Raw genomic sequence first — 19,154 nt, forward strand, 5'->3', positions numbered from 1 at the left:
CTACCAGGCAACCGGAAGCTCGGTGAGCACCTGGAACCCCGCGGTGGGGTTGAACGGGATCTCCTCCGCGGGCACCGCCAGCCGCAGGCCGGGCAGGCGTTCGAGGAGCGTGCCGATGGCGATCTCCATGGTGACGCGCGCGAGGTTCTGCCCGAGGCACTGGTGGGCGCCGAAGCCGAACGACACGTGGTCCCGGGCGGTGCTCCGGTGCCAGCCGAGGGCGTCCGGCTCCTCGTGGACGTTCTCGTCGCGGTTGATCAGCGAGGTGATGAAGAAGACGCCGTCGCCCTTGCGGATGGTGGTGCCCTCGACCTCGATGTCGTCGATGGCCAGCCGGGACACCCCGTCCGGGATGGACAGCACCCGCAGCAGCTCGTCCACGGCGGTGGGCAGCAGCGACGGGTCGGCGCGCAGCTCGGCGAGCCGCTCGGGTTCTGCAGCAGGACGAACGTGCTGAGCGAGATCATCGTGCCGGTGGTGCCGTGGCCGCCGGCCACCTGCAGCACGAGCGTCGACACCAGTTCTTCGTCCGCCTCGCCCTTGGTGCGCTCGGAGAGGAGGTCGTCGAGGACGCTGTCGCCGGGGTTGCGCCGTTTCTCGGCGATCAGCTCGGTCATGTAGGCCATCAGCTCGTCGTAGGCCGAGTTGGCGTCCGGGCCGCCCGCGAGCTGCTGCGACGTCTTCTCGAAGTACTCGTGGTCGCTGTCCGGGATGCCCATCAGCCGGTAGAGGATGGTCACCGGCACCGGCCCGGCGAACGCGGGGATCAGGTCCGCGGGCGGACCGGCCGCGAGCAGCTCGGCCAGCTGCCGGTCGACGATCGCCTGGATCTGCGGCCGCAGCGCGTTGACCCGCCGGGTCGTGAAGCTGGGGATGAGCAGCTTGCGCCGGGCGTTGTGCACCGCGCCGTCGACCCCGACCAGCGCGGTGACGATCTTCATCACCTTCTGCTGGACGTCGCTGACGGTGGCGGCGATGCTCGCGAACATCATCGGCCACGCGGGATTGGTGCGGTCACTGGAGATCCGCGGGTCGATCAGCAGGCGGCGGGCGACGTCCCGGCCGGTGATCGCCCAGACGCGCCGCCCGTCGTAGAGCGCGACCTGGGCGAGCGGCTTCTGGTCGGCCAGCGGGAGGTAGGCCGGGGCAGGCTGGTAGGGGCACGTGCGGTCCTGCGGGAACACAACGGTTTCGGTCATGCGGGGACCCTCCGGGGCACGGGGAATACCGACGACCCGCACGGCACGAAGAGCATGATCGGTGCGGCTCGGATTCGGAACGTTAGTGAAGCGGCGACCGGCCGCGCATCCCCTCACTTGGTATTCCTCGCGCGGCCCGGCGGCCGGGACCGGCGGCGGCCGCGCAGCGAAAACCCCGCCGCCGCAGGGTCACTTCCAGCGGAAACCGCTCTCTGGAGTCCTCAGTGGACACTCGGAGAACGGCGCGGACCCGGACGACCGGGTCCGCGCGCGGAATTGCCGTGCGGGCGACGGGGTGGTAGTGGGGTGCGCTAGTTCGTGAAGTCCGCCTTGTGGTCCTCGGCCCACTCGGCGAAGGTGCGCGCCGGCTTGCCCAGGACCTTCTCCACCGTCCGGTCGATCTCCTCGGGCCCGTCGAGCGCTTCCTCGTAGTACCGGATCCGCGTCTCGATGATGCTCGACGCGTCGTCGCGGCCGACCGTCCCCTCCTCGACCAGTTCCTCGAACCGACCACCGATCCGGGCCCGGAAGTCGGCGCGGGCGGCGTCGCCGGTGAGGTCGACGTACGGCAGTTCACGGCCGATCGCGCGGCCGATCAGGGCGAGCTGCTCGGCTTGGGTGATGCTTTCGCCGCCGGTGATGTGATATTTCGCGCTCGTGTGGCCGTCCTGGAGCATCGCCGTCGTGCTCACCTCGGCGATGTCGCGTTCGTGGATCGAGGACAGGTACGAGTGCGCGTAGAGGATCGGCACCGGCTCGCCCCGTTTCACGAACTCGGCCCACTGCAACGAGTTCACCGCGAACGCCCCCGGCCGCACGAACGTCCACGCCAGGCCGGACCGCTCGATCGCCGCCTCTTCGGCCAGGTGCCACCGCGCGATCCAGTGGTCCGGGTCGCGCCCGGCGGCGGCCAGCGACGACAGCAGGACGACGTGCCGGACACCGGCGGCCTTCGCGACCTCCAGCACCCCTTCGACGCCGGACGGCTGGGTGTACAGGAAGAGCTTTTCCACGCCCTGCAGGGCTTGCCGGAACGTCTCCGGCTCGGCGAGGTCCGCCCGGCGGACGTCGACCGCGGACGGCAGGTCGAGTGCGTCCGGGTTGCGCGAGGTCGCGCGGACGTCGGCGCCCGCCCGCAGCAACAGGTCTACGACGTTGCGGCCGACGTTTCCGGTCGCGCCGGTCACCAGGATCGTCATGAATTCCCCAGTCAGCTAGGCTGAATACAGGCTCGGCGTCCATTGTGGACGCCTTTCGCGCTCCGCCCCCGGTGAGCAAGTATCGGCCAGCCGCCGGATGCCGTCAACCGATCCCGGCTGCCGCGCAGGTCAGCGCAGGCGGTCGTGGGTCACCGCCGTGTTCCCGGTTCGCGGGCTCGTCCGCGTGCGCCTCGATGGCCGCAGGTGTTCACCCCGGGAAAATATTCACGTCATGGAATATCTTGGCCGGGCAGCCAGCGCAGCCCGTAGGCGTACCCCAGCTGCGGCCCGGCGAACTCCTGCGCCACCTCGCAGGCGCCGTCGAGCGGCAGCGGCTCGCCCGGCTGGGGCGGGTCGGCGAGCACCGAAGGCGGCACGCGGTCCAGCCGCCACACCACGCGCGGCGGCCGCCGCGGGTCGAACCGGACGCGGACTTCGAACGACTCGCACGTCACCAGCGGCACGAACACGTACGACGGCCGGATCGGCAGGCCGTCCCGGATGCGGTAGACCAGCGAGTACGTGTGGGTGTCGCCGCGGTCGAGAGCGCGCGGCAGGTCGAGCAGCCAGCGGAAGTGGCGCTGCCCCTCGCGGTGCCCGCGCTGATCCGCACGCCGTGCCGGGCGTCCACGGCGACGTCGCGTTCGCCGTCGCGGCCGTCCTCGGTGCGCGGGACGGTGAACTGCGCGGCGATCCGGTCGAGGGCGTCGCGGGTGGCGACGATCAGCCGTTCCTCGGTCACCTCCGGCTCGCCGGTGTCGAGCCGGACGAGCACGCTGAGCCGCTTGACGAACCAGCCCTCGTCCGGGTTCGGCAGCCCGTTGCCCGGCCGCACGCCGGCCTCGATCTCCGCGGCGAGCCGGGCGAACGACCGGTCGACGCGGCGCCGGGCCGTGCGTTCGGAGACGCGCAGCCGATCCGCGAGGACGCCGATCCGGTCGCTCAGCAGCGCGTGCTGCGCGCCCGGGGCGATGCCCAGCGCGATGTTCACCGCCAGCCGGTCGTCGGCCGGGAATTCCGCGATCGCGGCGGAAATCGCCGCCCGCAGGACGCGGCGCGCGTCACGATCGCTCGTCGTCCGGTGGATGGCGCACCAGCCGGAAACGAGCGGCCCGAGCCGGCTGCGCAACCGGTCGGCTTCCAATCCCCAGCCGCGCCGCAGGGTGGTGAGTTCCCGGAGCAGCCCATCGTCCTGTGCCATGGGTTTTTCATTGTGACACGCGCACTTCACTGCGCTCGGCGGAACCGGGTGCGCCGATCAGGTGATTCCGCGGTGGCCAGCCATTGGCCAGTTCCGCGCGATTTCGGCCAGTGCGCGGCCTTTTCCGCTTCGCCGGCTGCCCGACGATTTTCCCCGTCGAGTTTCCGTCGGCATTCGGGGAGGAAGGGTGCTCGACACTACCGGCCCGGCCGACGTCGCCGGCGTCCGGCGGCTGGCCCGCGACGGCCTGCTCGCCGGCTCCGCGGCGGCGGCGCGGCCCCGCGCCCTCGCCCGGCTGCGCGGCGGGGTCTACACGGTGGCGTGGCCGCTGGTCTTCACGCGGATCACCAAGCCGCTGGAGCACCGGCGCCGCCACGCGGACTGCGCCCGCGGCCTCGAGTGGCTGCGGCCCGACTGCCTCGACCGCTTCCACGACGACGTCGAGGCGGTGGTGGACCACACGCTGCGGCGCGCGACGGGCCCGATCGGCAACCTCGAGGGCTGGCTGGCGACCCGCCTCACCCCGGCGACGGTCGACGCGCACCGGCGCCGCCGCGGGGAGATCGGCGCACTGCAGCGCCCCCGCCTGCCGGCCTGGCTGTCCGGCGCCCTCGACGGCGACGGGTGGCTGTGCGACCTGGCGGTGCAGATCCTGGTCTGGGTGGGCGTCCCGGCCACGGCGGGAGCCGAGCTGTGGCCCCTGGACGGCTGGGCGGCGCGGCGCACCGAGCTGACGGGCGAGCCGCCACCCACCCGCGACACGCTCGACCGCGAGGTCGAGCGTGTCCTGGCGGCGATGCGCACCCGCCCGGCCTGGTACGCCGAGCACGTCGAGCGCCCGCTCGGGCACAAGCAGGCCCCGGTCGCCCCGATGCCGGCGGAGCTGCCCGCCCTGGAGCTGGTGGCGTCGCACGAGCGCGCGGACGCCCGGTTGGCGGGTCTGGCCGAGCAGGCGCTGCGGGCGATCGAGCTGCGGCTGAACCGCGGGGAGGCGGCCGCGGCGGCGGTGGCCTCGGTGGTCCGGACGGTGTTCGGCGAGGCACCGTCGAGTTCGGTCGACGCGGACTGGCTGACGACGGCGCTGGCGGATCGCGGCCGGCTGGACGAGATCGTGGCGGCGGCGCTGGCGATCCTGCACCGCTGAACCGCGGCCTGCTCCCGGCTCGGCGGAGGACAAGCGGCAGCCGCGACGGCTTTCACCACCGGCGAACTCGGGCTGCGGCCGCAGCGGTGCCGGCGATCCCCCACCGCCCAACCCGGCTCGACCGAGGAGAAGCAGTGCGCGCGATCTTCGACCGCCTTCGCAGCGCCCGGTCAGCCGTCCTCGATCGAGCGGCGGCGGGCCTCGAAGACCGCCGTCAGCACCTCGGGCGGGCAGCCCGCCGCTCGCGCCCGGCGGCCCGCGGCCGTCAGCTCGGCCAGCAGGAGCGCGCGGACCGCCGCGCGGGTCGGCTCCGGGAGTCTCGAACACGGGTCGGTCACCCTCGGCCTCCTCTCGACCGGCACCAGCCTTCCCCTGACGGACACGCCCGTCACCGCCACCACGGCGGCGGGGGCACCGGGAGCCGCAGCGGGCAGCCCGAATGCGCGCCCGTCCAGCAGTCCGCGAGCCAGCGGGTCAGCGCCACCGGCCCGAGCAGGCTGTCCTCCCACACCGGGGTCAGCTCGCCCGCCCGGCGCAGCATCGATTCCGCCGTGCGGCAGAAGCGGACCACCCGCGCGATCGCCGCGTCGGCCCGTTCGGCGGGCCAGGCGACGGCGGCGCCCGGGAGCCGGGCCGGGATGGCCAGGCCGGTGCCGATGGTGCAGTTCCGCGCCAGCTGCAGGGCGAGATCGAACTCGACCGCTTCGGCGTGACGCTGTCTCGCCCGCCATCGGGGCGAAGCGGCCGCGGCGTACAGCCCGGCCAGACGGGCGGCGGCGAGCCCGTCCCACACCGTCAGGAGCACCGCTCGCGTGTCGGCCGGAGGGGCGTCGGCGAGCTCGTGGGTGACGGCGCTGAGCCAGGCACACGGGTCCTTGACTTGACGATCAGCGACGACGGTCACGGCAGTCAGTTTCCCACCGGTATCCGCCGGCAACCCCGAGATGATCATCGTTCACCCGAGGACCACCCGGTCGGTGGCGACCCGTTGAGCGGCGCCGTAACCCGATCGGGCACTGGGCGTGACCAAATCGTCACAGCTATGCGATCATGTCGGCGCTCAGTGAGGCTTGTTCAGCCGTCGGCCGCCGCATGACTTCCAAGTCCCGCGGCGGTATCGGCGCGGGGCGCGGCGGCCTAACCAGAACAAGCCTCAGTGCCGAGCACGCATGCCCGAACCGTTCCCCGCGAAAGGCCCCACCAGTGATCAAGATCAGCAAGAGCCGGGCCGGCACCCAGCGCGTCACCTTCAGCCTCCCGATCGGCGCGCCGCCCGGCCGGGTGAGCGTCGTGGGCTCGTTCAACGACTGGACCCCCGGCAGGCACCACCTGACCCCGCGGTCCAACGGCCGCCGTTCGGCGTCGGTCGACGTCGCGCCGGGCACCGTCCTGCAGTTCCGCTACCTCGGCGAGAACGGCCACTGGTTCGACGACCCCGACCTGGCCGACCGCGCGGACGGCAACTGCGTCTGCACGACGTCGTAGCGGCTCAGCCCCGCCGTCGCCGCTTGCCGGGGCCGCCGCCGCGCCGCGCCGGTTTCGCCGCCGCCGCGGGCTTGCGTTCCGGGCGCTTGCGCTCCGCCGGCGCCTGCTGCCGCCCGCGCGTGCTGTTCACCGTCCGGCCGCGGACGATCCCGATGAACTGCTCCATCAGGTCCGTCGTCTCCTCCTCCAGCCACGACAGCGCGACGCTCGACTGCGGCGCGTCCCCGACCGGCCGGTAGGTCAGGTCACGGCGGTGGTGCAGCCGGGCGAGCGACTGCGGGACGACGAGCACCCCGACCCCGGCCGCGACCAGCTCGACCGCGTCCGCCGTCGTCTCCGGCCGCGAAACCGCCGGGCGGCCGGGCGGCTCCGGCCACTCCAGCGTGTCGTCCAGCGGGTGCAGCACGACCTCGTCCGCCAGGTCCACGGTGGACACTTCGTCCGCCGCCGCGATCAGGTGGTCCTTGGGCACCACGACGACCGTCGTCTCGGTGTAGAGCGGGATCGCGTGCAGGCCGTCCCGGTCGATCGGCGAGCGCAGCAACGCGGCGTCGGCCTCCCGGGTGCGCAGCAGCCCGGTGGCGTCGGCGGCGGCGACCGGGACGAGGGCCAGCGGCACCTCCGGCACCCGCTCGCCCCAGGTCCGCACCCACTTGGCGGGCGTCGCTCCCGGGACGTACGCGAGCTTGAAAGTGGTCACCGGGTCAGGTTACCGGGAGTGACGCTGGCTACCCTGGACGGCATGACGTCGCACAAGACCACCCAGACGATGAAGCCGGCGACGGCGGCGAAGAAGCTGGGTGTGTACCTCGAAGCCACCCCTGCGGAGTTCCGCGAGGGCGTCGTGACGCGCGACGAGCTGAACGCCCTGCAGGCCGACCCGCCGGAGTGGCTGCGCGAACTGCGCCGCACCGGCCCGCACCCGCGGCCGGTGGTCGCGGCGAAGCTGGGCGTTTCCATCGGCGGCCTCACCCGCGGCGGCATCACCGAGCCGCTGACCACCGAGCAGATCGAGGCGCTGAAGGAGGAGAGCCCCGAGTGGCTGGTCCGGGAGCGCGCGACCCAGGCGGAGGTGCGGAAGGAAACCGTGCGGGTCAAGGAAAAGAACCGCTGAGCGCCACCGACCTCTCCCCGGAAGCCGCGGACCGCCTCGACGCCGCGGACGAGCTCGCCGCCTTCCGCGAGCGGTTCGTCCCGATCACCGATCCCGGCGTCGTCGCCTACCTCGACGGCAACTCGCTCGGCCGTCCGCTGCGCGCCACCGCCGAACGGCTGCAGGAGCTCGTCGCGCACGAGTGGGGTGCCCGGCTGATCCGGTCCTGGGACGAGCGCTGGCTGACCCTGCCCGAAGAGATCGGGGACGAGCTCGGCCGCGTCGCGCTCGGGGCCGCACCGGGGCAGACCATCGTCGCCGACTCGACCTCCGTGTGCCTCTACAAGGCGCTCCGGGCCGCCGTCGCGCTGCGGCCGGGCCGCGACGAGATCGTCACCGACACCGCGAACTTCCCCACCGACCGGTTCCTGGTCGAGAGCGTCGCCGCCGAGCTCGGCCTCACCGTGCGGTGGGCCGGGAGCGACGACGTCGCCGCGGCCGTCGGGCCGCGGACCGCGGTGGTCACCCTGTCCCATGTGGACTACCGGACGGCGGCGATCACGGACCTGGCCGCCGTCACGCGGCTGGTGCACGAGCGCGGCGGGCTCGTCGTCTGGGACCTCTGCCACAGCGTCGGCTCGATCCCGGTCGCGCTGGACGCCGCCGAAGCCGACTTCGCCGTCGGCTGCACGTACAAGTTCCTCAACGCCGGGCCCGGCGCCCCCGCGTTCCTCTACGTCAACGCCCGCCACCACGAGACCTTCGGCCAGCCCATCACCGGCTGGATGGGCGCCGCGGACACCTTCGGGATGGCCGCGGAGTACGTTCCCGCGCCGGGCATCCGGCGGGCGCTCTCCGGCACGCCGCCGGTGCTCGGCATGGTGGGTGTCCGTGAAGGGGTGGCGCTGCTGGCGGAAGCAGGCCTCGACCGGGTGCGCGCCAAGGCCGTGGCACTGGGCCGCTGGGTGATCGCGCTGGCCGACGCGTGGCTCGTCCCGCTCGGGTTCACGGTCGCCTCCCCGCGCGAAGACGACCGCCGGGGCGGCCACGTCACCCTCCGCCACCCGGACGCCGAACGGCTTTCGCGCGTCCTGATCGAGCACGGCGTGCTCATCGACTTCCGCCGCCCCGACGGCATCCGCATCGGGCTGAGCCCGCTCACCACCGGCTTCGCCGAGGTCCGGCGGGCCGTGGAGCGCATCCGCGAGCTCGCCTGACGGGCACCGCTCCGAGCCGGACCCTCGTCGGCCGAAGATAGTAGCCATGTACTTAGTAGCCATGTACAGTATCTGGCATGAGCACCCCCGGTCACCTCGTCTGGCGGCTCTCCACGAAGTGGCGGGTCGCCGTCGACCGCGCCCTGGCCCCCGCCGGGCTCACGCACGCGCAGTACGTCTTCCTGTCTTCGCTCTTCGGGCTGGAGCGCGCCGGCGCGAGCCCGAGCCAGCGTGAACTGGCCGACCACACCGGCCTGGAAGCGCTCTACGTCTCCAAGCTCGCCCGCACGCTCGACGCCGACGGGCTCGTCGAACGCACCCGCGACCCGGCCGACACCCGGACCGTCCGGCTGCGCCTGACCGCCCGCGGGCGCGAGGTGACCGAGCCGGCGATCGCCACCGTGGCCGAGCTGCTCGACCGGCTCCTCGCCCCGCTCGGCGGCCGGCACGGCGACCGCACCGCGGCGCTGGTCCGGGAACTCGGCGTCCTCCTCGACACCCCACTGGATTCCTGAAAGGACAGATCCGATGCTGCACCACGAAGAAACCGGCACCGGTACCCCGATCGTGTTCCTGCATGGCAATCCCAGCTCGTCGCACAGCTGGCGCAACGTCCTCCCGCACGTCGGCGGCGGTCGGCTGCTCGCCCCCGACCTGATCGGCATGGGCCGCTCGCCGAAGCCGGACATCGCGTACACCTTCGCCGACCACGCCCGCCACCTGGACGCCTGGTTCGACGCGCTCGGCCTGGACGACGTCGTCCTCGTCGGGCACGACTGGGGTGGCGCGCTCGCCTTCGACTTCGCCGCCCGCCACCCCGGCCGCGTCCGCGGGCTCGCCTTCTTCGAAACCATCGTGAAGCCGATGGCCTGGGAGGACTTGACGCCACAGGCAGCCGAGCGCTCGCGGAAGATCCGCACGCCCGGCGTCGGCGAGGACATGGTGCTGACGCAGGACCTGTTCATCCGCCAGGCGTTCACCGGCGGGGTGCGCACCCCGGTCGGCGACGACGACCTGGCCGCCTACCTCGCCCCGTTCCCGACACCGGAAAGCCGTCGCCCGGTGCTGGCGTGGGCGCGCCAGCTGCCACTCGGCGGCGACCCGGCCGGGCTCGTCGAGCGCATCGAGGCCTACGACGAGTGGCTGGCCGGCAGCGCGAGCACGCCGAAGCTGCTCCTGACGTTCGAAAGCTCACCGACGCTGCTCATCGGCGAGAAGATGGCGCAGTGGTGCGCGGAGCACATCGCCGCGCTCGACGTGGTCGCCTGCGGGGAAGCGGGACACCACGCGCAGGAGGACCGCCCGAAGGAGATCGCGGCGGAGATCGCCTCCTGGCTGGACCGGCACGGGCTGCGCTGAGGCTCGTGCGCTGAAGGGGGGTCCCGCCTACGTGTGCCGCCGCGGCGGACCTGTCCGCCTCCGACCACCGCGGCAGGCATCGAGTCCCTTGCCTGGGAAGGGCTTGGCCGATCGCGGGTGAGGCACCCCGCCAGATCGGCGCCTACGTGTGCCGCAGCGGGGGGTTCGCCGTCACGCCGAGGACGCGGGCGACGACCCAGGCCAGGGCGTCCGCCGTCCGGGCCGGGGTGTCCGACGGTTGCATCACGTGGCTGAGCACCGCGCGGACGACCAGGTCGATCACCACCTCGACCTGGTCCTCGGCCAGCGGAAGCCGGTACGCCGCCACCCGGGCGGCCAGCACCGCCTTCGCCCGGGCGAGCAGCGCACTCGCGTCGGTCGTCAGCAGCGGCAGCAGCTCCGGCGCCGTGCCGTGGGTGGCGGAGGCGATCGCGCGCAGCAGCGTGTTGTCGTCGGCCAGCTCGAGGACCGCGCGGACCGCGTCGTAGATCGCCTCGACCAGGTCGTCCGGGTGGCGGTCGAACGCGGCGCCGACCGCCGAGAGGAACCGGTCGAGCTCGTGCGCCACCATCGCGTCGGCGAGCGCGGGCTTGGACCCGATCTCGTTGTACACCGTCTGACGGCTGACCCCGGCCAGCTCGGCCAGCCGCGCCATCGTGACGGCCGGCCAGCCGGACCGCGCCGTCAGCTCGATCGCCGCGGCGATGATCGGCTGCCGGTGCTGACCACCTTCCGCCGGCACCGGAACCGCCCTGCTCATGATCGGCATTCTAGGTCGTGCCCGCCGCGGCCGGGCCCACCCGCCCCGGCGCGACGAAGTCGATCTTCTCGCGCACGCCGCAGTCCGGGCAGCACCACGAGTCCGGGATCGCCGCCCACGGCGTGCCGGCCGGGAAGCCCTCCCGCGGGTCGCCGCGCCGCTCGTCGTAGACGTAGCCGCAGCCGGGGCACATGCCGCCTTCGGTGGCGTCGCCGCGGGTGTCGGCGAGCTCCGGCGCGACCGCCGTGACGCGGGTTCCGTAGCGGGCCAGCACTTTCGCGCGCTTGCCGGGCTGGATGTTGGCGCGCGAGATGTCACCGTCGTAGTGGGCGAGCACCCGCGGGTCCATCACCCGGCGCCACAGCGGCGGGACGAGCGCGAGCAGGATCATCCCGGCGTACCCGGTGGGCAGCACCGGCGACTCGGCGAAGTCGCGCAGCGTCTGGTAGCGCCGCGTCGGGTTGGCGTGGTGGTCGCTGTGCCGCTGCAGGTGGTAGAGCAGGACGTTGGTGGCGATGTTGTTCGAGTTCCAGCTGTGACTGGGATCGACCCGCTCGTACCGGCGCCGCCCGGGCGCGCCGACCCGCTGCCGCAGCATGCCGTAGTGCTCCATGTAGTTCACGACCTCCAGCAGTGAAAAGCCGACCACGGCCTGGATCACGAGGTAGGGCAGGATGCCGGCGCCGAGCCAGGCGACCATCGCCGCCCACAGCACCGCGGACATCAGCCAGGCGTTGACGACGTCGTTGCCGAGCCGGTACGGGTGGCGGTTGCGCCGGGCGTAGCGCTTGCGCTCCAGCCGCCACGCGGACTTCAGCGAGCCGGCCACCGTCCGCGGCCAGAAGCGGTAGAAGCTTTCCCCGACGCGGCTGCTCGCCGGGTCCTCCGGGGTGGCGACGCGGACGTGGTGGCCGCGGTTGTGCTCGATGTAGAAGTGCCCGTACCAGCTCTGGGCCAGCGCGATCTTCGACAGCCAGCGCTCGTGGCTTTCCTTCTTGTGGCCCAGTTCGTGCGCGGTGTTGATGCCGATCCCGCCGACGCACCCGATGGAGACGGCGAGCCCGATCTTGTCCACGACGGTGAGCTCGCCCCGCGCGATCAGCCAGAACGCCGCCGCGAAGCCGAGGTACTGGACGGGCAGGAAGGCGAAGGTGATCCAGCGGTAGTAGCGGTCGTTCTCCAGCCGCGCGATGACGTCGTCGGGCGGGTTGCTCCGGTCCAGCCCGGCGACCAGGTCGACGAGCGGCACGATCACGAGGATCACGACCGGCCCGATCCAGAACCAGCCACCCCACCCGGTGGCGGCGTGCAGCCCGATGGCGAGGAACGCCAGTGAGGGCACGACCAGGCCGATCAGCCAGAGGTACCGCTTGCGATCGCGCCACCGTTCGGTGGAGCCGGCGGCCACGGTCCCGGTCGCTTCGCTCATCACACCCTCCTTGGCGGTTGAGTTGACAAGACGGTAACCGACGTCCAGCTTAATTGACAATACTTCGCCCGATGTAAAGCGACGCAGCGTGGTACCCGGTGGCGCACATCCCGCCGTGGCGAGCACTTCCAGGCACCGTCCGTTCCCCTTTTTCCTCCGCCGCGAAGCACTGCACGCGCCGAACCGGCGGAATTCACTTTCACCCGTTCAGCGCAGCGATCAGCATCCCCGAATAGCCGACAGCGCCAGTACCTGAGGAAATGCCGGTGATCGTCTCCGAACGCTGAGTAAACACCGTTCGCCGGAGGGCGGACGAGTGTCCGCAAGCCGGGTCGCACCGAACAGGGGTCAGGGGTTCGTGGTAAAAAACGGACCCTGATCGATTCCGCGGCAACACGGAGGGTGAGGCGAAGACGGGTGACGGCGGCCGCTGTGTCCCATCGTCGTGTCCGCTTCCTCGTCCGGGTCCCCTTTCCTCGCCGACCGTCACTCAGGAGTTCGTGAACCGCCGTGCTGAACAAAGACCCCAGGGACGAGTCGGACAAGCCGTACGACAAGTCGATCCGCAAAAGGCTGACCAGGACCGTTCTCATTCCCAGCGTGACGTTGCTGGTGCTGTGGATCGCGGTCTCGTCCTACTTCCTCTTCAACGGTGTTTACGTCCGGCTGGTCGCGGCTTCCGTCCGTGAGGTCTCGATCCCGGCGGCCACCGCGCTGGCCGAGTTCCAGAAGGAACGCCAGTCCGCCCTGCAGTACCTCGACGACCCGGCGCTCGGCCCGGCCCGCCTCCAGCAGCAGCAGCGGGCCACCGACGAAAAGCTGGCCGCGCTGAAGGACGCCTTCGCCGCGACGATCTCGAACGCGCCGGACGAGATCGCGTCCAAGGTGAACGCGCTGAAGGCCCAGTTCGACCAGCTGCCCGTGCTGCGCTCGCAGATCAGCTTCCGCAGCATCGACCGCGCCCAGGTCAACTCCTACTACAACGGCGTGATGGACACCGCGTCCAACCTCTTCGACACCCAGGCGCGGATCGTCCCCGACGCCGAGGCCGCAACCGGCGGCATCACGGCGACGTCGGTGTTCCGCGCCGGCGACATGATGTCGCGCGAGACGTCGCTGGTCTCCACCGCCTTCTCCGCCGGGACGTTCGCGCCCGACGACTTCGCCCAGTTCGCGCAGCTGTCCGGGCTCTACCGGACGCAGCTGGCCCAGATCGAGCCGTTCCTCGACCCCGGCGTCCGCCAGAAGTACCAGGCGCTGGCCACCAGCACGGCCTGGCGCCAGCTGGCGACGGCCGAAGAGGCGCTCGTCAAGCGCGGTCCGTGGTCGACGGGCGAGCAGAACTCCGTGCCGGTGTCCGAAACGGACTGGCAGAACGCCACGACCCAGGTCGCCCAGAGCCTCAACGACCTCGCGATCACCCAGGCGGACAAGGTTTCCGCCGCCGCGATCGACGCCGGTGACGCCCAGCTGCGCAACGTCATCATCGGCAGCATCGTCGCCCTGCTCGCGTCGCTGGCGGCGATCATCGTCGCCGTCCGGGTGTCGCGCTCGCTCGTCGACCGCGCGCTGATGACGCGCCTCGCGCGGCTGCGCAACGACTCGCTCGACCTCGCGCGCAACCGCCTGCCGGACATCGTGGAGCGGCTCAAGAGCGGCGAACCCGTCGACCTGCAGCAGGAACTCCCCCGGCTCGACCACGGCCGCGACGAGATCGGGCAGGTGGCCGAGGCGTTCAACGTCGCCCAGCTGACCGCCGTCAACGCCGCGGCGAGCGAGGCCAAGGCCCGCAGCGGTGTGCACAACGTGTTCCTCGGCATCGCGCACCGCAACCAGGTCCTCGTCCACCAGCAGCTGCAGATCCTCGACGAGATGGAAGCGCGCGAGGACGACTCGACGCAGCTGGCGGCGCTGTTCCAGCTCGACCACCTCGCCGCCCGCGCCCGCCGCACCACCGAGAACCTGATCATCCTCGGCGGCAAGCAGCCGGGCCGCCGCTGGCGCAAGCCGGTGCCGCTGATGGAGGTCCTGCGCGCGGCCGTCTCGGAAACCGAGCAGTACGCCCGGGTCCAGGTCGAGCAGGTGCCCGACGTCGCGATCGTCGGCGCCGCGGTGGCCGACACGATCCACCTGGTCGCCGAGCTGGTCGACAACGCGACGTCGTTCTCGCCGCCCGGCTCGCCGGTCGAGGTGACCAGCCGGATGGTCGCGCGCGGGGTCGTCGTCGACGTGTCGGACCAGGGGCTCGGCATGAAGGACGGCGTCCGCGAGTGGGCGAACGGGATGATGGCCGAGGCCCCCGAATTCGACGCGATGGCGCTGCGCGCCGACTCCAGCCTCGGCCTGTTCGTGGTCGCGCGGCTGGCCGACCGGCTCGGCATCACCGTCACCTTCGACCCGTCCCGCTACGGCGGCCTGCGCGCCACCGTCCTCATCCCCACCCAGCACCTGGCCGGCGAGGACGCCGACCGGGCCGACGGCCCCGAGTCCAGCCCGGCCGAGACCACCGCGGTCCTCGCCCCGGTGGGCGCCCCGGCGCCGCAGGCGGCAGAAAGCTCGCTCCGCACGATGGACACGCCCTCCTCGTTCAGCGGTCAGATCCCGATGAAGCGAGACACCAAGCCGAGGCCGTACCCGGCACGCGCCCTCACCCCGCCCGACGCCCTCCCGTCGGTGCCGTCGGCGGAACCGGAACCGGTGACCGCGAGCCCGGCGGCGGAGCTCAAGCCGACCGACGACCGGCCCCGGCTGCCCCGGCGGGAGCCGCAGCAGAACCTCGTCGCCCAGCTCGAGAACGAACCCGATGACAGCGCCGACGACGTCGTGGCCCCGGGTGAAGGCACCGCGCGCACGCTCGCGGCGTTCCACAAGGGCACCCGCCGCGGCCGCGGCGGACCGGACGACAACTCGTAGTTCCCCGGCCCCACACACACGGAAAGTCCACACAGGAAAGTCAGGGTCTGAAGTCGAATGAACGAGTACGGGAACCCCAAACCCGATCTCAACTGGCTGCTCGACGACATGGTGAACCGCGTGGTCGGCGCGCAGAACGCCATCGTGCTGTCCGCCGACGGGCTGCTGATCGGCAAGTCGGCCGGGATGAGCAAGGACGACTCGGACCAGCTTTCGGCCATCGCCTCCAGCCTGCAGAGCCTCGCCAAGGGGTGAGCAAGCAGTTCAACCGCGGCCCGGTGCTGCAGAACATGATCGAGATGGAGCGCGGCTACCTGTTCGTCTCCGCCGCCGGTCAGGGTGCCTGCCTCGCCGTGCTGGCCGCGGACAACGTCGATGTCGAAATGATCGCCTACGAGATGAGCCGGCTCGTCAAGCGCGTCGGCGACTACATGGCGTCCGCGCCGCGAGAAGCGGCGTCGGTGCTGCGGGAGGCCACATGAGTGTCGACGACGGCTGGTACGACGAGGCCGCCGGGCCGCTGGTCCGGCCGTACACGATCACCAGCGGCCGGACACCGGCCGGTACCGCACGGCTGGACCTGTCCACGCAGGTGATGACCCTGCGCTCGGAGCAGGAGCCGGCCGGGCTGGGCCCGGAGCACAACGCGATCGTGCAGCTGTGCCGCCACCCGGTGTCGATCGCCGAGATCGCCGTCTACATCAAGATCCCGCTGGGGGTCGTGCGGGTGCTCGTCGGCGACCTGATCGAACGCGGACTCGTCATCACGCGGTCCCCTGCCCACCACCCGGCGCAGTCGCCGGACCTCGAAACACTCCAGGCGGTTCTCGATGGCCTCATCAAGTACTGACGGCACGGGGGCGGACATGGTCCCCACGCCGGTCAAGATCATCATCGCGGGCGGTTTCGGCGCGGGGAAGACCACGATGGTCGGTTCGGTCAGCGAGATCCCGCCGCTGACCACCGAAGAGGTGCTCACCGAGGCGAGCGCCGGCGTCGACGACCTCTCCGGCGTCGAGCGGAAGACGACCACGACGGTCGCGCTGGACTTCGGCCGGATCACCATCTCGCCGCGGCACGTGCTGTACCTGTTCGGGACGCCGGGCCAGGCGCGCTTCTGGTTCATGTGGGACGACCTGGCCCGCGGCGCGATCGGGACGGTCGTGCTGGTCGACACCCGGCGGCTGGAGACCAGCTTCGCCGCGATCGACTTCTTCGAGCGCCGGAAGATCCCGTTCGTCGTGGCGGTGAACTGCTTCGACAACGCGCCGCGCTACACCCCCGAGGAGATCCGCGAGGCGCTGGTCGTCCCGGACCGTGTGCCGATCGTCATGTGTGACGCACGCGACCGCGACTCCAGCAAGCTCGCCCTGATCCGGCTCGTGAAGCACGCCATGACGGTGGTCCCGGCCGCCCGGGTCTGAGCTGCGCGTTGTCCGGTTTTGTCCGGACAGGACACCGCCGGTGTCCGCTGTGGCCCTGCGTGCCCGCGGCGGACACCGGCGTACCCACATGGCGCAATTGACTGGACCACCCGGGTGCAGATTTTTAGTTGAGCAAGCATCCAACTGATAGCATCCGCTCGTGACGAGTCGCGCGCCGGAATTCCCTGAATATATAAGGGAAAACTACCCGGCACAGGGTCGTCTCTTCGGCGACTTCCTGGGTGGACTGTGGGCCACCGCGTGCGAGGCGCTCGACGTCCCGGTGGAACAGTCCGTCCGGACCACCCGGATGCTGCGGTCCCTGCTGCCGCCGTGGGCGCACGAGCGGATCGGCTCCGCACCCGCCCAGCCGTCCTATGTGGCGGACGACGGCTTCCCGGCCGAGATGTCGGTCAACTGGTCGGGCGCGCAGCCGGAGCTGCGCATCCTGTTCGACAGCCTCGGCCACGACGTGGTTTGGCCTGGTGAGAGCGTTTTCCGCAGCCGTCGGCTCGACCACGTCCGCGAGACGTTCACCCCGCGCGCGGGCCGGCCGACCCCGGCGCCGCTGTGGCATTCGATCGCCTGGCGGCCTCCGTCCGGCGTGGTCCACAAGACGTACTTCGGGCTGTACTCCTGGCCGCACACCCACCGCGAGGCCGCGGTGACCGACGCGATGGCCCGGCTCGGCCTGGCCCGGGCGTGGGCCGACGCCCGCCGCCGCGTCGAAACTGTCGAAGGCGAGCGCGAGATCGAGTTCTTCGCCGTCGACCTGACCGACGAAGCCCAGGCCCGGGTGAAGATCTACTACCGCAACCACGACGCCGGCCTCGCCCAGGTCGAGCGCGTTGCCGCGGTGGCACTGCACCACGACTCCGAGCGGGCGCTGGCCGCGTACCGGACGCTGGCCGGCGAACGTCCCGACGCCGGCGAGGCGGCGTTGAGCTGCCTGGCGTTCCGCTCCGGCGTGGACCGGGCCGCCGAGTCCACGACGTACTTGAGGATGCCCGCGCTGGTGCCCGACGACGGCGAAGCCGTGGAGCGCACGGCCGCGCTGCTGCACGACCAGGGCGTCGACCCCGGCCGGTTCCGCACCCTCGCCGCCGCGCTGGCCCCCGGGCCGCTGAGCGAGGGCAAGGGCGTCCTGGAGCTGGTGAGCTTCCGCGCCGCGGGCCGGCCCGGCGACGTGACCACCTACTTCCGCCTCCCCGTCTACGACCGGCCGCCGCCGTCCCCCCTCTCGCCCGTCGATCTCGGATGACCCCGACCGGAAGGAGCAGATCGTGACCGAGCAGGACGTCGAGCGCGTTGCCCGCCACAACGAGCAGCGGCAGCGGGAGTACGAGGGGTCGGACCTGATCCGGCTGCTGACCGACGAAAGCACCACCGCCGAGACGAAGAAGGCGGTGCTCACCTACCTGCAGCCGTGGTCGAACGCGTTCCAGCGGATGATCAGCGCGCGGGTGACCTTCGAGAGCGACCCCGAGCTGCGCGCGCTCGCGTGCGAGCACCAGGCCGAAGAGGTCGGCCACGACAAGATCCTGGCCCGCAGCCGCGCGGAGGACCGGGAGCTGGTCTGGGACCCGGTGATCGAGATGGGCGCGTCCTGGTTCGTCGACCAGTTCGCGATCCTGCCCGGCGTGCAGCGCGCGGTGCTGGCGCACCTGGCCCTGGAGGCGGGCAGCCTGGCGTTCAGCCAGGCCGGCACGAAGGCGTTCCCCGACGACGAGTACTTCGAGCTGCACGACGAAGCCGACGTCGAACACCTGGAGATGGGCTACGAAGTGCTGCGGCGGCGCACAGACTGGACCCCGGAGGCGGCGATCACGGTGCTGGACCGGGCGTGGCAGGTGATCGGCGTGGTGTCCGACCGCATCGCCGAGTGCGCCCGCCGCGATACGGTGGCTGCGTGACGACAACCGAACCGGAAGCCGCGGCCCGGGAAATCGCCCTCGAGGCCGCCGGCGCGTACCAGGAAGCGTTGGGAGAGCGCCTGATCGGCGCGTACCTGCTGGGCAGCCTCTCCTACGGCGGCTACTCGGCAGCGGCGAGCGACATCGACCTGGCCCTGGTCCTGACCGAAACGGGCGACGACACGCGCTCGTCGGTCGAGAGTACGACGGCGGACCTGCAGGAGCGAAGCCCGTTGCACCGCAAGCTATCGGTGTTCTGGGCCTCATTGCCGGCGTTGCGCGAGGGCCGCGACGACGGCCGTTTCCCGGCACTGGACCGCCTCCAGCTCGCCGACGACGGCCGGGTGCTGACCGGCACGGACGTCCGCGCCGAGATCGCCCGCCCGCAGGCGCGGGAGCTGCTGCTGGAGAGCGCGGGCTTCGCGATCGCGGTCCTGGCGACGGACGAGGTGACGGCGGAGTTCCGGACGCCGAAGCGCCTGCTGGTGGACAAGGTGTGGTTCACGAAGGCGGTGCTGTTCCCGGTCCGGTTCCTGTATTCGGGAACGACACCGACCGGCCGCGCGGCGAACAACGACGAGGCGATCGAGTGGTACCTGGGGCTGGCCGACGCCCCGGGGACATCGTTGGTCCGGTTGGCACAGCAGGTCCGAGCGGGGCACCCGTTGGAGGCGGCCGAGGTGGAGCCGGAGCTGGCGGCGGGGCTGGTGCCGTTGTACCGGCACTACATCGAGGCCGAGACCGGCCGGCTGCGGGAGACCGGGGCGCCGGAGGAGCTGGTGAGCGCGTTCGAGGAGTGGGCCAAGCGCCTGGGGTGA

At 71.8% G+C, this 19,154-nt stretch carries 22 protein-coding genes and 1 pseudogene; 13 read left to right on the forward strand and 10 right to left on the reverse strand.

Features of this window, described 5'->3' with window-relative positions; genetic code table 11:
- From HUT10_RS50940 to HUT10_RS14185, 5 genes are all read right to left on the reverse strand, one after another.
- Positions 1 to 342 (reverse strand): cytochrome P450, encoded by a 342-nt coding sequence (locus tag HUT10_RS50940; protein ID WP_254896866.1) that lies wholly within the window; start codon positions 340 to 342, stop codon positions 1 to 3.
- Entirely contained in the window at positions 258 to 1,199 is a 942-nt protein-coding gene (locus HUT10_RS14175; protein WP_254896867.1) for a hypothetical protein, read from the reverse strand. Before HUT10_RS14175 ends, HUT10_RS50940 begins: the two co-directional genes overlap by 85 nt.
- Positions 1,200 to 1,510: 311 nt before the next feature.
- Positions 1,511 to 2,398: an NAD(P)H-binding protein gene (locus HUT10_RS14180; RefSeq protein WP_176171637.1), complete on the reverse strand. Its 888-nt coding sequence runs from the start codon at positions 2,396 to 2,398 to the stop codon at positions 1,511 to 1,513.
- A gap of 230 nt (positions 2,399 to 2,628) precedes the next feature.
- Entirely contained in the window at positions 2,629 to 2,862 is a 234-nt protein-coding gene (locus HUT10_RS50945; RefSeq protein ID WP_254896868.1) for a hypothetical protein, read from the reverse strand.
- The gene (locus HUT10_RS14185) at positions 2,850 to 3,599 is read right to left on the reverse strand and encodes a hypothetical protein (protein ID WP_254896869.1); all 750 of its coding nucleotides are present in this window, start codon (positions 3,597 to 3,599) and stop codon (positions 2,850 to 2,852) included. The genes HUT10_RS50945 and HUT10_RS14185 overlap by 13 nt, the downstream gene beginning before the upstream one ends.
- A gap of 187 nt (positions 3,600 to 3,786) precedes the next feature.
- Between HUT10_RS14185 and HUT10_RS14190 the strand changes: the two genes are divergently transcribed.
- Positions 3,787 to 4,743, forward strand: coding sequence for a hypothetical protein (locus HUT10_RS14190; protein WP_176171638.1), 957 nt, complete (start codon positions 3,787 to 3,789; stop codon positions 4,741 to 4,743).
- A 170-nt stretch (positions 4,744 to 4,913) separates the two neighbouring features.
- Here the strand turns inward: HUT10_RS14190 and HUT10_RS14195 are convergent, their stop codons facing one another.
- Together HUT10_RS14195 and HUT10_RS14200 are read right to left on the reverse strand one after the other, a co-directional pair.
- Entirely contained in the window at positions 4,914 to 5,081 is a 168-nt protein-coding gene (locus HUT10_RS14195; RefSeq protein WP_176171639.1) for a hypothetical protein, read from the reverse strand.
- A 50-nt stretch (positions 5,082 to 5,131) separates the two neighbouring features.
- Positions 5,132 to 5,647, reverse strand: coding sequence for a hypothetical protein (locus HUT10_RS14200; protein WP_176171640.1), 516 nt, complete (start codon positions 5,645 to 5,647; stop codon positions 5,132 to 5,134).
- A gap of 299 nt (positions 5,648 to 5,946) precedes the next feature.
- Here HUT10_RS14200 and HUT10_RS14205 point away from each other — a divergent pair, with 299 nt between their 5' ends.
- Positions 5,947 to 6,228, forward strand: a complete 282-nt coding sequence (locus HUT10_RS14205) for an isoamylase (protein ID WP_176171641.1) — start codon at positions 5,947 to 5,949, stop codon at positions 6,226 to 6,228.
- A 4-nt stretch (positions 6,229 to 6,232) separates the two neighbouring features.
- On the opposite strand, the gene HUT10_RS14210 is transcribed toward HUT10_RS14205, so the two are convergent.
- Entirely contained in the window at positions 6,233 to 6,928 is a 696-nt protein-coding gene (locus HUT10_RS14210; protein WP_176171642.1) for a LysR substrate-binding domain-containing protein, read from the reverse strand.
- A gap of 42 nt (positions 6,929 to 6,970) precedes the next feature.
- On the opposite strand from HUT10_RS14210, the gene HUT10_RS14215 reads away from it, so the two are divergent.
- From HUT10_RS14215 to HUT10_RS14230, 4 genes are all read left to right on the forward strand, one after another.
- The gene (locus HUT10_RS14215; RefSeq protein ID WP_176171643.1) at positions 6,971 to 7,342 is read left to right on the forward strand and encodes a DUF5997 family protein; all 372 of its coding nucleotides are present in this window, start codon (positions 6,971 to 6,973) and stop codon (positions 7,340 to 7,342) included.
- Positions 7,339 to 8,538 (forward strand): kynureninase, encoded by a 1,200-nt coding sequence (locus HUT10_RS14220; RefSeq protein ID WP_176177820.1) that lies wholly within the window; start codon positions 7,339 to 7,341, stop codon positions 8,536 to 8,538. Before HUT10_RS14215 ends, HUT10_RS14220 begins: the two co-directional genes overlap by 4 nt.
- Positions 8,539 to 8,615: 77 nt before the next feature.
- Positions 8,616 to 9,053, forward strand: a complete 438-nt coding sequence (locus tag HUT10_RS14225; RefSeq protein ID WP_176171644.1) for a MarR family winged helix-turn-helix transcriptional regulator — start codon at positions 8,616 to 8,618, stop codon at positions 9,051 to 9,053.
- Positions 9,054 to 9,066: 13 nt separating this feature from the next.
- A complete protein-coding gene (locus tag HUT10_RS14230) occupies positions 9,067 to 9,897 on the forward strand; it encodes a haloalkane dehalogenase (RefSeq protein WP_176171645.1) in 831 nt (276 codons plus the stop codon).
- A 142-nt stretch (positions 9,898 to 10,039) separates the two neighbouring features.
- Here HUT10_RS14230 and HUT10_RS14235 read toward each other — a convergent pair whose 3' ends face one another.
- Both HUT10_RS14235 and HUT10_RS14240 read right to left on the reverse strand, forming a co-directional pair.
- Positions 10,040 to 10,666: a TetR/AcrR family transcriptional regulator gene (locus HUT10_RS14235; RefSeq protein ID WP_176171646.1), complete on the reverse strand. Its 627-nt coding sequence runs from the start codon at positions 10,664 to 10,666 to the stop codon at positions 10,040 to 10,042.
- Position 10,667: 1 nt separating this feature from the next.
- Positions 10,668 to 12,086 (reverse strand): fatty acid desaturase, encoded by a 1,419-nt coding sequence (locus HUT10_RS14240; protein ID WP_176171647.1) that lies wholly within the window; start codon positions 12,084 to 12,086, stop codon positions 10,668 to 10,670.
- A gap of 510 nt (positions 12,087 to 12,596) precedes the next feature.
- On the opposite strand from HUT10_RS14240, the gene HUT10_RS14245 reads away from it, so the two are divergent.
- From HUT10_RS14245 to HUT10_RS14275, 7 genes and pseudogenes are all read left to right on the forward strand, one after another.
- A complete protein-coding gene (locus tag HUT10_RS14245; RefSeq protein WP_176171648.1) occupies positions 12,597 to 14,999 on the forward strand; it encodes an ATP-binding protein in 2,403 nt (800 codons plus the stop codon).
- A 57-nt stretch (positions 15,000 to 15,056) separates the two neighbouring features.
- Positions 15,057 to 15,481 (forward strand): annotated as a pseudogene (locus HUT10_RS14250) (roadblock/LC7 domain-containing protein).
- Positions 15,478 to 15,849 carry a DUF742 domain-containing protein gene (locus tag HUT10_RS14255; RefSeq protein WP_176171649.1) on the forward strand — a complete coding sequence of 124 codons (372 nt, stop codon included), beginning with the start codon at positions 15,478 to 15,480 and terminating at the stop codon, positions 15,847 to 15,849. The pseudogene HUT10_RS14250 and the gene HUT10_RS14255 overlap by 4 nt, the downstream one beginning before the upstream one ends.
- A gap of 16 nt (positions 15,850 to 15,865) precedes the next feature.
- Positions 15,866 to 16,423, forward strand: a complete 558-nt coding sequence (locus tag HUT10_RS14260) for an ATP/GTP-binding protein (RefSeq protein WP_176171650.1) — start codon at positions 15,866 to 15,868, stop codon at positions 16,421 to 16,423.
- 160 nt (positions 16,424 to 16,583) lie between these two features.
- Entirely contained in the window at positions 16,584 to 17,684 is a 1,101-nt protein-coding gene (locus HUT10_RS14265) for a hypothetical protein (protein ID WP_254896870.1), read from the forward strand.
- A gap of 22 nt (positions 17,685 to 17,706) precedes the next feature.
- The gene (locus HUT10_RS14270) at positions 17,707 to 18,336 is read left to right on the forward strand and encodes a hypothetical protein (RefSeq protein ID WP_176171651.1); all 630 of its coding nucleotides are present in this window, start codon (positions 17,707 to 17,709) and stop codon (positions 18,334 to 18,336) included.
- Positions 18,333 to 19,154: a hypothetical protein gene (locus HUT10_RS14275; protein ID WP_176171652.1), complete on the forward strand. Its 822-nt coding sequence runs from the start codon at positions 18,333 to 18,335 to the stop codon at positions 19,152 to 19,154. The genes HUT10_RS14270 and HUT10_RS14275 overlap by 4 nt, the downstream gene beginning before the upstream one ends.

This window comes from Amycolatopsis sp. Hca4 (assembly GCF_013364075.1).
GTDB lineage: Bacteria > Actinomycetota > Actinomycetes > Mycobacteriales > Pseudonocardiaceae > Amycolatopsis.

Coding starts and splice junctions, on each gene's coding strand:
- HUT10_RS14215 (WP_176171643.1), top strand. CDS start 6,971: ATGACGTCGCACAAGACCACCCAGACGATGAAGCCGGCGACGGCGGCG.
- HUT10_RS14175 (WP_254896867.1), bottom strand. CDS start 1,199: ATGACCGAAACCGTTGTGTTCCCGCAGGACCGCACGTGCCCCTACCAG.
- HUT10_RS14185 (WP_254896869.1), bottom strand. CDS start 3,599: ATGGCACAGGACGATGGGCTGCTCCGGGAACTCACCACCCTGCGGCGC.
- HUT10_RS14255 (WP_176171649.1), top strand. CDS start 15,478: ATGAGTGTCGACGACGGCTGGTACGACGAGGCCGCCGGGCCGCTGGTC.
- HUT10_RS14180 (WP_176171637.1), bottom strand. CDS start 2,398: ATGACGATCCTGGTGACCGGCGCGACCGGAAACGTCGGCCGCAACGTC.
- HUT10_RS14230 (WP_176171645.1), top strand. CDS start 9,067: ATGCTGCACCACGAAGAAACCGGCACCGGTACCCCGATCGTGTTCCTG.
- HUT10_RS14225 (WP_176171644.1), top strand. CDS start 8,616: ATGAGCACCCCCGGTCACCTCGTCTGGCGGCTCTCCACGAAGTGGCGG.
- HUT10_RS14260 (WP_176171650.1), top strand. CDS start 15,866: ATGGTCCCCACGCCGGTCAAGATCATCATCGCGGGCGGTTTCGGCGCG.
- HUT10_RS14240 (WP_176171647.1), bottom strand. CDS start 12,086: ATGAGCGAAGCGACCGGGACCGTGGCCGCCGGCTCCACCGAACGGTGG.
- HUT10_RS14235 (WP_176171646.1), bottom strand. CDS start 10,666: ATGCCGATCATGAGCAGGGCGGTTCCGGTGCCGGCGGAAGGTGGTCAG.